At 60.7% G+C, this 11,111-nt stretch carries 7 protein-coding genes; 2 read left to right on the plus strand and 5 right to left on the minus strand.

The annotated features are described in order from the left end of the window. Positions 1-749: 749 nt before the first annotated feature. The 5 genes from IVB28_RS20860 to IVB28_RS20880 all read right to left on the minus strand — a co-directional run bounded on the left by IVB28_RS20860 (position 750) and on the right by IVB28_RS20880 (position 6,036). Positions 750-1,982 (minus strand): hypothetical protein, encoded by a 1,233-nt coding sequence (locus IVB28_RS20860; protein WP_247528703.1) that lies wholly within the window; start codon positions 1,980-1,982, stop codon positions 750-752. Positions 1,983-1,991: 9 nt separating this feature from the next. Next, a complete protein-coding gene (locus IVB28_RS20865; RefSeq protein ID WP_247528705.1) occupies positions 1,992-3,011 on the minus strand; it encodes a hypothetical protein in 1,020 nt (339 codons plus the stop codon). 3 nt (positions 3,012-3,014) lie between these two features. Beyond that, positions 3,015-3,656 (minus strand): hypothetical protein, encoded by a 642-nt coding sequence (locus IVB28_RS20870; RefSeq protein WP_247528706.1) that lies wholly within the window; start codon positions 3,654-3,656, stop codon positions 3,015-3,017. Between the two features lie 187 nt (positions 3,657-3,843). After that, on the minus strand, positions 3,844-5,298 hold the full coding sequence (locus tag IVB28_RS20875; protein ID WP_247528707.1) for a hypothetical protein: 1,455 nt from the start codon (positions 5,296-5,298) through the stop codon (positions 3,844-3,846). Positions 5,299-5,310: 12 nt separating this feature from the next. Beyond that, positions 5,311-6,036 carry a thermonuclease family protein gene (locus IVB28_RS20880; protein ID WP_247528708.1) on the minus strand — a complete coding sequence of 242 codons (726 nt, stop codon included), beginning with the start codon at positions 6,034-6,036 and terminating at the stop codon, positions 5,311-5,313. A gap of 811 nt (positions 6,037-6,847) precedes the next feature. On the opposite strand from IVB28_RS20880, the gene IVB28_RS20885 reads away from it, so the two are divergent. Then, positions 6,848-8,974 carry a type I secretion system permease/ATPase gene (locus tag IVB28_RS20885; RefSeq protein ID WP_247528709.1) on the plus strand — a complete coding sequence of 709 codons (2,127 nt, stop codon included), beginning with the start codon at positions 6,848-6,850 and terminating at the stop codon, positions 8,972-8,974. Then, a complete protein-coding gene (locus IVB28_RS20890) occupies positions 8,961-10,400 on the plus strand; it encodes an HlyD family type I secretion periplasmic adaptor subunit (RefSeq protein WP_247528710.1) in 1,440 nt (479 codons plus the stop codon). Before IVB28_RS20885 ends, IVB28_RS20890 begins: the two co-directional genes overlap by 14 nt. Positions 10,401-11,111: the final 711 nt, after the last annotated feature.

Genomic DNA, 11,111 nt, shown 5'->3' on the forward strand with positions numbered 1-11,111 from the left:
ATCGCACCCGCGACTCCGGGCCGAAGCAAATTCGAGGGATTGCTTGGGCAGCACTGTGAGCGCGATGAATTTTTCGACGATTGAATTTTGGCCGCCGTCGTCACGTTAAGTTCCCGGACGCTTTGCAATTGTACGCAAACGCGCAGCTAAAGCACGACCAGCTCGGACAGCTCCGCTCCGCTTCGCCGTGTCGATTGGCCGTGCTTTAGCGCGCTTTATCGGGATGCAGGCGCTGCTGGCGTGGTGCCGGTTGGGGAGGCGGGAGTTGCCGGGCGGGTAGTGGAACCAACTGTCGCTCCAGAGCCGGAATTGTCAGCTGTGCGATGGTTGCCCCAGGGCGCCCACATGAACACCAGTGCTAGTACGATCGCGGCAGCGATGCCCGCCCACAAGCCCGTGCTCATGCCGCCTTGGCGGCGATTTAGATCATCACGCATATGTATCTCCTCAATGACTGCCCAAAAGAGCAACAGGCCCTTATCCGATTCGTTCCCGCTTGCGGCGCGTAGAATGAACCGCAGCGGTCATCTTCGATCACGTTGGGCCGCTAGGGCTTCGCCGGGCTGCACTGGGGCACGCCCGTTGCCGGCGCCCGAACGCGCTCCGGCAGCGGACCGCCCTGGTTAATCTCAGGGAATCTCGCGGCGCAAGCTGACCCTCAGAGAAGCGGGAGATCTCGCCGCAAAGGCGGCGTCATGGGGCTATGTGCAATCATTAAACCGACTAAACCATCTCATAGGTGTCATTGCTCAATGCGCGCTGGCGGGCGTAGCCGGGGTTGCCCGGATCACCGGCGACGCTGCCGATTTGGGCGGTGAGGACGGCTGCTGTGGTAACAGGGATATGGGCGCAGGTGTGGTCGGACGCGGCTTCACTGGAGCGACCGGCGCACGAGCCGTAACATCAGGCGCGCGTGCGGGCGTGGGCTGCGCAATGCTCGCGGTGGCTTCATGGGCGCTCGACTTTCGCAACCGAATCTCAATTCGGCGCCGTTCCGGGATATTCGCTGGGATCCCCTCGATCGCGAGCGTCTCATCCGTATTCACGAGCTGCGCGCCCGAAAGCGGAATGATCTTGTACTTCGCAAGCTGCGTGTTCTGCTTGATGACGCTCACGACCGACACCGCACGAGCCAGTCCCAAGCCGGCATTGTCGGCGGGAACGAGCTTTCCGACCTCTGTCTTGCCCTTCAGGACCGGGAGCAGATCCCGGTCCAGATTGGACTGGTGCAGGCCGAGAGGCTGCTCGTCGGTGTGACCAACCACCTCGACGACATCCACATCGTACAGTTGGATGTACTCCAGCACCTTCGCCGGGATTTTGCTCAGGAGGCTGTCGCGGAAAGGTACGGAAAGCTCGGCGCTCCCGCTCTTGAAGAAATTGCCGTCAGCCTCGCTGAGGCTGATGATCGGTGGCCACAAATGGCCGGGGGCGCCTCCGGCCGGGGCGGTACGCTTCAGCGCATCGATGATGGACTTTGTTGAGAGAGGTGGGTCGCCCGGTCTAGCCAGCTCACGGTTGATCGCCGCGATGGCGTTTGCGTCATTGACTGCCTTGTCGACGTCGATGCCATTGGCTTCCAACGTCTTGATTTGTGCAATTCGGTCACCAAGCTCCTTCAGCTTCATGCCGGACCTTTGGAGCTCATCGGCGGTTGCGCGGCCTTCCACCAATTCCCGCCAGTATTGATCTATTGCCTCAGGATCGCTGCTGCCCGCGACGGACTTGAGCTTTTCGACCAGCGCCTGGTTTTTGCTCAGCGTTTGTACAAGGTCTTGACTGCGGTGATTATCGGCAAGCAGCTGCGCGACGCGCTTGTCCGCCGCAACGCGCTTCTCCTGCTCCTTCAAGATGAAGGTCGCCATGGCAATGAGCAAGCAGAACACCAGGAGGAGCATGATTTCCGCCATCGTTAGGCCGAGTACCAGTCCCTGCCGGTACGAGGAGCCTTGCTTGGTGATCGGGCCGTTCATGACTGACATGCTTGCCGCCTACGTGTTGTGCCCGCGGCCGGCCCAGGGGCCGGTGGCATGCCGTTGCGCATTTTCCGCGCGGATCTCGCTCATCAAGTCGTTTAACGCTGCTGCAAGAGCCTGCGTTTGCCGCAGGTTCTCGTCCAGTGTCTTCGCCTGTGTCTCGGCGCTCTTGTTGAACGAATTTACAGCCCGCGAAAGGCCCTGGATCATTGGCGCGAGCTTGATTTCGATAATCTGCTCCGGCGTCTGCAGCGACACCAGCCTGCCAACGACTGTGTCGATCGCCTTGATCATAGTTCCCGTACTCCTCGTCAACCGGTCCCCTTGATCCACCAGCTGCTTGGACATGGCCTCGAACGTCCTCGTCGCCTGGCTGTTCATCATATTGAGGGCTTCGCCGGAACGCTTCGATGCATCCTCCAAAGGCTGGCGCGCGGTGACCGCGAAATCCTTGATCTCGCCCGCCAGCTCCTTGCGGGTCTCGCCAAGGGTTTCCTTCAGTTCATCGAGCGCATCGCCGAGGGACTGTTGAGTCATCCTGCGGAAAGAGCTGAATTCTAGGATCGTGCTCTCAAGCTCGACTTTCACCTTGCGGGAGGCCTCGGCAAGCTCCAGGCGCGCGGTCGCTTCAACTTCAATCGGATCGCGCCGCATTTGGTTGAAGAAGATGCGCAGGGCGACGCCGGCAATCGTCGAGGCTATGGCGATGCCGAAATTTCTGACGATCTGCTCGGACCCGCCTTCCGGGGAGAACTGATAGAGTGACACGCCGAGGCTAGTCAGCGTGAATAGAAAGCCCATGTAGTACAGATTGTCGCCGGACTGGTCGTCGCGAAGGCGAAAGAGCCGCGCCAATCCGAGGAGGAGCGCGTACCCGATCATGATCAGGACGGGCACCGCCGTCACCGAAACAGGTGCGAAATCGTGCGCCTTCGAAAAGACGATGTATCCGCTCCCAGCCAGCACGACGGCGAAGAACAGCAACCCGCTCAAAAAGCCTGGCGGCAAGCGCCTGTTTGTAACGTCGGCTGCCATCGGTCATGCTCCCTGCAGGCGCTTAAGGCTGCCGATCAAGCCGCGATTGTCAGAAATCCATTCTCGCCAGAAGCCCATCAGCTGGCTGTCATCCACAACGGCCTTGCCGTTCACCTGGCGGCTGACTAGGCGCACAAAAATGGTCGCATCATTGAGCTCGGTCCGGTACTTCCGATACGCAGGGGATTGCCTAAAGCGTTGATAGGATAGGTCGCCGGATCGGGGATATTGGCTGTAGTCTTTGGTGGACTCGATCATGTCAGAGATTACGTAGAGCGTCTTTTTGATGTTTTGGCCGGCACTGCCGGAAAACTCGCTGAGTGCGATGTCCTGGATCGCCCCCATGATCGGCGACGCGGCGGCCCGGGCCGGCGTAACGCTCCTATTGATGGCTTCTAACGCTGGCTTACGGAAACTCTCGATCCAGCGCAAGCGAGCAGCCTCGATATTGTTGGTCCACTCGCTAAGGCCCGTCCCGTTGCCGGGATTACATTTGGCGAACAGTGATCGGCTCCGCAGGCCGGCGACATCGAGCACTCGAATGTCGAGCTTGTGGTAGGGCGGCAGCGTGGTGACCATCTCCTCCAGCAGCCCGAGAACCTCGCGCCGCGTGGCATCAGGCAAGTCATCCGACGTGTCGATCAATACAACCGTTACCCCCCGAGCACCGCCAAGAGGACACAGAGTCTCTTCAGCGATGGTCGGGGGCCGCTCGGTGAAGAACGCGAAATATATCAGTCCTGCGCCACAGGAGACCGCAAACAGGAGAAGAGCAATTCCGAGGAATCCTGCCCAGCCGATGCCAGGCGAGCTCCGCCTGCGGGGTCTGGGCTTAGCCACTCTTGCTGTCCTTCTCCGGAAAAAACTGGTCGATCTCGCGGTAGGACCGCATCGCCCGCTCGAAGGCCTCGTTGATGGCTTTGATTTGGTCCTTCAGCAGGCCTTGGGTTTCGTCGATCATCTGGCGCAGTCGATCGCGGGCGGTCGAGTCGGGTTCGGCATTGGCATACACGATGCGTTCTAGAACAAACGGTCTGGCGAAGGAGGCGGGCGGTGGGGTTGATCGTGCCTTGCGGTTCGCCTCGCGGTATACACCGAGCAGTGTGCGGCCGGCCGTCTCAATCTGGTTCTGCTGCTGGATGAACCGCTGATTGAGCCGGCTGCGACCTTGGAGGATCGAATCGTATTCGGCTCGCCGCTTGGACAGATCGGCGGACGCTGCGTTCATAACGTCGGTGGCGTCCTGCCGGATGTCCCTGAGCCGCTCGATCAGGTCGCTTTTAAGATCCGTGAATTGCTTGCTGGCGTCGTTCCAGCGCCGCTCAAGGCCGGCATAGCCAATGTAAGGGTCGAAGAACGTGAGCCCGTCCGCCATCGCGACAAGCGAGAAAAGCAGGCCGATGCTGATGAACACCCATGAATTGACGTCGGTCAGATCGAAAGGCGCTGTCAGCAGACGATGCAAAACATCCTGGCCTATGTCGCCGCTCAGGCTGGGCTTCATTTCGCGCAGGTGCGCAAGGGTGAGGTTCAGTGCACCCGCGAAAGCAAGATAACCGACAAAGAAGATTGCCCCGATTAGCTTGAGCAAAAAATTGCGGTGGAAGATCGGCCTGATGAGGACCAAGCCCCATAGGAAGCTCGCGAGGATGTTCAGCGCGGCAAACGTGGCCGCTTGCACGGCCGCGCCGATATACCCGCCCATATTGGCCTTGGCCAAGAAGCCCGCGTTCACTGCGACCTCGATGACAAAGAGCAGCGCAAGCAGCCCGACCTTCAGAATGATCTTTCCCGGTGTGGCCAGCCGAGCCGGTCGCTGCAGGCGGTGCCGCTTGCGAAACGCCTCACGTTCCAACTCCGATTCATGGAGCCGACGGCGGTGGACGAACAACTCGTCGCGTCCCATCGTCGCTTCCGCTTCGAAATCTCCAACGGCTTCGGGGGCGGTTTGCTGGATCACCGCGAAGCGCTCCTCGAAGCTGAGGGAGGTCATTCGCTCGTCGTAGGTATGTAGATGGTCTTGGTAGACCGAATGGGAATCTTGCTTGTGGGCCTCGACCCGCTCGACAATCAGATGTTCGACGTCGTCCAGCGTCTGGTCATCGGAACCCGGCCGGTTCTGTGAACCGCGTTCTCGGCCAAGATCTGTGAGCTTTAGCTCGTCTGCGACTCGGTCCACGTTGAGATCAATGAACACAGTCGTGGCCGGACGATAGTCGTGCGGCGGCTTGTTGAGCAAGGCCCACAGCCGCGCGATTGGGGAAAGCCGGGTCTTGGAACGGTCCATCGTGGCTCGCAACTAAAGCTTCGATTTACGGCAGCCGGCAGCTTGGGCTTCCGCCTCGCTGCAGAACCAGCGTCGGGAGGAATTCGGCTGCATGCTCAGCCGGTCGTAAAATAGGCCGTCCGGCACGTGATATATGCATTGCGGCGTGCTGCTCAAATTACCTTTTATCAAACAATTGCCAGCCAGCGGGGCCGGATTTGCTGCCGTATTTGTGACCAGAGCCCGCTGCGCTGTGGAAAGAATGGAGAGTGCGCCGAGGACTTCCGTCGAATTGCGGCGATGACGCCAATCCCAGGGGGCTATGAATGCTCCGCCCCAAAGTCCGCGCTGACGTTCGCGCGCCACATCTTCGTCGTGGACGTATTCCGCGGAATATCTGCGAAACGCCAAAGCCCAACCGTTCTGGACAAGCCAGCGCGAGACGTTCTCGCCACCGACCGCGCATGAACCCAACGATCGCCTGTATTTGTCCGTGCCCGCCAGCTCGCAGGACCACTCCCGGTCCTTGCTGAAGGATCGCAGCTGCTCCCGCGCTTCGATGCCGCACGTCCACGTCTTGCCCGCAGCATCAAGGCAGACCTGATCGGTCTCGGGGGCGTCGACGCCGTTGAACCGGATCTTGCTCTGGCCAATGTAGACAGTATCCGCATCAACGATTTGCGGCACGCCGCGCACCTGCCCGGCGCCTGCGGCGTGTATGCTGAAAAACAGGGCCCCGACAGCCAGCCAACGCCGCAAAGGTCTCCCCCCTTTTTGCAACAGTCTTCGATAGTTAACAGTCTATTACACTTTCTAAGCGAATGGGGAGGCAAGGACGCTTGCCTTGCTGATTTGGTTAATCGGCAGCTTTAATCGCTCCAGGTGGTAAGCTCGGCACCTGCTATCCCGATCGGCACGAACGCTTCAGCTTCTGGCCCATCGACATCCTGAAACTTCAGTCGTTCCGAATGTGCCAATAGAACGTCGGCCGTTGGCCGACTTCTTCCATAACAAATATCCGAATGTCGCGTGCTTTGCTGGCTGTTGGATTGCACTAACGCCAGCCCGATCTAGCCCTTTGAAAACGGTCGAGCCGAAAAAAGGAGCTTATGAGCCACTTTTCGGCGACAGAAATCCGGTTGACTGGTTTGCCCGGTAATCTCACTTGTTTGTTTTGCATCGTTCAAGCGACCAGGCCACAGTGATCCCTCCCGTCCGCAAGGGATCTCGGTTGCTTGCAAACGGCTCGGTTGCAAAAATATTATAGTTGTATCTTGCGCGTCTCCTGTAGTTGCGACATTCTGCCGCCGTGCGCACAAGTAGTGCGCTCAATTTGGGGGAAGTGGGCTGGCGAACGTAAATGACGTCCCTTTGGCCGCTTGGATGCGCGGCGGCATTGCGAAGCATCGGCACGATCAAGCATTCAGCTCTCTCGAATTTGCTCAGTCAGCACATTTGATTGGCGACGTTTGATCGCCTCGTCGACGTAGAGGGCGCCCTTCGATAGCGAGGGGTACTCAAGCACGGGACGGATCTTAGTTTGTCGGCCGCCGTCTGAGGTGGGGCAACGTTGGAAGCTGTACGACAAGATACTGGGCTGCAGTGTCTTTCACTGCTGCTGCGCTATCACCAGATCGCAATTGATGCGACGCAGATTGCGCACCAGTTTGGAGGCGCCAGCTTCGGCGTCACAGAGATACTGCTATGTGCGAGACAGCTCAAGTTGAGGGCTCGCTCGCTAAACGAGAGTTGGTCGGGTCTAACTAGGCTAGCGTTGCCTGGTATCGTTGAACGACGTGACGGGTCTTTCGCCATTCTCGGCAAAGTCGGCCCTGAAGATGTTCTTATTCATGACCCTGCAGTTAACCGTCCACAGATAGTCAAGCGTGCCGAATTCGAACTGGGGTGGACAGGCCGTATCGTTCTGATGACGCGGCGAGCCTCGCTGTCCGATTTGGCGCGAAAGTTCGATATCACTTGGTTTCTGCAGGCCATGCACAAATATCGCCGGTTGCTCGGCGAGGTGCTGGTCGCCTCGTTCTTTCTGCAGCTATTCGCGCTAGTCACCCCGCTGTTCTTCCAGGTGGTGACCGACAAGGTGCTGGCGCATCGCGGCTACACCACGCTCGACGTGCTCGTGTTCGGCCTGATCGTCGTGTCGATCTTCGAGACCGTTCTCGGCGCGCTCCGGTCTTATGTCTTTTCCCACACCACCAACCGGATCGACGTCGAGCTCGGCGCGCGGCTGTTCCGGCACCTGATCGCGCTGCCGATCGCCTATTTCGAGGCCCGGCGGGCTGGCGACTCCGTCGCTCGGGTCCGCGAGCTCGAGAACATCAGGAATTTCCTCACTAGCTCCGCCCTGACGCTGGTGATCGACCTCGGCTTCACCTTCGTCTTCCTGGCGGTGATGTTCTATTACTCGCCGTTTCTGACCTGGATCGTAGTCGGCTCGTTCCCGTTCTATATCGCAATCTCGGCCGGCGTGACGCCGATCTTCCGCGAGCGGCTGGACAAGAAGTTCGATCGCGGCGCGGAGAACCAGGCCTTCCTGGTCGAGAGCGTCAGCGCGATCCAAACACTGAAGGCAATGGCGATCGAGCCGCAGATGCAGCGGCGCTGGGAGGAGCAGCTCGCAGGCTATGTCAGCGCCAGCTTCGACGTGCTTTCGCTCGGGAACTGGGCGAGCCAGTCGGTGCAGTTCATCAGCAAGCTCGTCACCGCGCTGACATTATATTTCGGTGCGCGCCTCGTTATCGAGGGCAACTTCTCGGTCGGCGAGCTCATCGCCTTCAACATGCTGGCCGGGCGGGTGGCGCAGCCCGTGCTGCGACTGGCCCAGCTCTGGCAGGATTTCCACCAGGCGCGGGTCTCGATCGCCCGGCTTGGCGATATCCTCAACGCCGCGCCCGAGCCGATGTTCGACCCCTCGCGCGCAACGCTGCCGCCGATCAAAGGCGAGGTGACCTTCGACCACGTCAACTTTCGCTACCGGCCGGATACGTCGCTGGCGCTTCAGGATATCTCGCTGAAGGTCCTGCCCGGGCAGGTGATCGGCATCGTCGGGCCCTCCGGCTCCGGCAAGTCGACGCTCACAAAACTTATCCAGCGGCTCTACGTGCCCGAGGCCGGCCGCATCCTGATCGACGGCATCGACCTCACCGTGGCGGACGTCGCCTGGCTGCGGCGCCAGATCGGCACGGTGTTGCAGGAGAACGTGCTGTTCAACCGCACCATCCGCGAGAACATCGCGCTCGCCGATCCCGGCATGGCAATGGAGCGGGTGATCGCTGCGGCCGAGCTCGCCGGCGCGCATGAGTTCATCCTGGCGCTGCCGGACGGCTACAACACCGTGGTCGGCGAACGCGGCGCCAGCCTGTCGGGCGGCCAGCGCCAGCGCATCGCGATCGCGCGGGCGCTGGTCACCAACCCGCGGGTGCTGATTTTCGACGAGGCCACCAGCGCGCTCGACTATGAGAGCGAGAACATAATCCAGCGCAACATGCGCAAGATCTGCGCCGACCGGACCGTCTTCATCATTGCGCATCGCCTTTCGGCAGTGCGCCACGCCGATCGCATCATCACCATCGAGGCCGGCCGTCTGATCGAGGACGGCAGCCATGACGAGCTGATCAAGAACGCCGGGCGCTACGCCATGCTGCACCAGATCCAGGCGGGGCTCCATGTCGTCGGCTGATGTGATCGAGCGCAAGAGCCGCGCCTTCTTGCACCGCCAGCGCGACGCGCGCGAGTTCCTGCCCGCGGCCCTCGAGATCCTGGAAACGCCGGCCTCGCCGGTTGGACGGGCGGTCGCCCTCACCATCATCCTGTTCTTTGCGCTGGCGATCGGCTGGGCGACCTTCGGCCATGTCGACATCATCGCCACCGCCACCGGCAAGGTGGTGCCGACCGGCCGCACCAAGACGATCCAGCCGCTGGAGACCGGCATCGTCTCCGCGATCCACGTTCATGACGGCGACAGGGTCACTGCCGGCCAGGTGCTGATTGAGCTCGACCGCACGGTGACGCAGGCCGAGCGTAAGCGGGTGGGGCAGGACCTGATCGCGAGCCTGCTCGACGTCGCGCGCCTGTCGGCGCTGCGCCGCAGCTTTGCCGACCTCGCGGCACCTCTCGACATCGAGGAACCCGCCGGCGCTTCCGCGGTCGAAATCGCGCGGGCGCGCTCCGCCATGCTGGCGCACGCCGCAGAGCAGCAGGCCAAGCTTGCCTCGGTGGTCCAGCAGATCGACCAGAAGCGTGCCGAGGCGCAGTCGGTGACGGCCGCGATCGCCAAGATCGATGCGACGCTGCCGCTGCTGGAAGAGACCCTGACCATTCGTAAGAAGGCGATGGAAATTCAGTACGGCAACCGCATTGCCTGGATCGACGCCCAGACCCGCCTGACCGACCAGCAGAACGAGCGCATCGTGCAGGAGCGCAAGCTGATCGAGATCGAGGCCGCGCGCCGCGCGTTGGAGCAGCAACTCGTTCAGACCAGATCCGGCTTCGAGCGTCAGGTCCTGAGCGACCTCTCCGAAGCTCAGAAGAAGGCCGACGAATTACACCAGGATGCCATCAAGACGCAACGGAAGACCGACGAGCAATTGTTACGGGCACCGATCAACGGCACGGTGCAGCAGCTCGCGATCCACACCGTCGGCGGCGTGGTCTCGCCGGCGCAGCAGCTGATGATGATCGTGCCGCGCGGCTCCAGCATCGAGGTCGAGGCGATGATCTCCAACCGCGACATCGGCTTCGTCGAGCACGGCCAGGACGCCGAGATCAAGATCGATACGTTCAATTTCACGCGCTACGGCCTGTTGCATGGCAAGGTCATCAGCGTGTCGCGCGACGCGATCATTAAGGACAAGCCGCCGAGCGGGTCCGGCGTGGCGAAGCAGAGCGGCGCACTCGGGGAATCGAGCGAGCCCGCGGGCCAGGAATTGCTCTACGCGGCGCGCGTGTCGCTCGAAGGCACGCAGATGCAGGTCGAGGACAAGATGGTCAACCTTGCGCCCGGAATGGCGGTGACGGTGGAGATCAAGACGGGGCGGCGGCGCATCATCGAATACGTGATGTCGCCGCTGCTGCGCTACAAGCAGGAGAGTCTGCGGGAGAGGTGAGCGGCTCGCGGCGTCATCCAAGATCCTGCATGTGTTGTTCGCGATCGGGTGCGACGACCAAACCCGAGATGACGACAGTAGCATCGCTCGCCAGCGCGGTTCGTTGTTCTTCGAACGGCATAATCTGCGTTGCGCAACCGATCATTCGCATCCACATAGCATCTCAACGATTCTCGCGATCATTCTCCATTTTCCACTTGCGTCGTCGCCGAACGATTGTCTACGATGCAACCTCAGGGGGTAGGGCGGTAGCTTTCGGGAATCGCTCAGGTGGATGGCGTTTACTGGTGAGGCCACTCGCCGGTTGTCAGACTTCAAGCCCAGAATCGAACAAAACGGCGCGCCCCGTAATCGACGCGGTCGACGTGGTGCATCGGGAGACGTTCGGTCTATGGCCGAAGGGTGTGGTCGTATATGGGTCAGTACAATCTAAAATTGTTTTCCCCCCAAATGACCGCTTCCTCCTTGCTGGCGGGACGGAAGGTAGCTCAAGGCCAGAAGGTTGGGAACATTGGGTCTCGTATCCAAACCCGGCGCGCAACAGGGAAGCCGCATGTTCACTTCGTCCACGAGCGAGTAGGTCGTCGTGTGCAAGGTGTATGTCCGACGGCTAAAGTTAGGGCCAAGCGGTCGCTGCACTGCCAATTCCGAAGAGGTAGAGCAAGAATTTGGATACCGCCTATTGGTCCAAATTCGGTGCTTGTTCAGGGG

Source organism: Bradyrhizobium sp. 199 (assembly GCF_023073355.1).
In the GTDB taxonomy this organism is placed as follows: domain Bacteria; phylum Pseudomonadota; class Alphaproteobacteria; order Rhizobiales; family Xanthobacteraceae; genus Bradyrhizobium.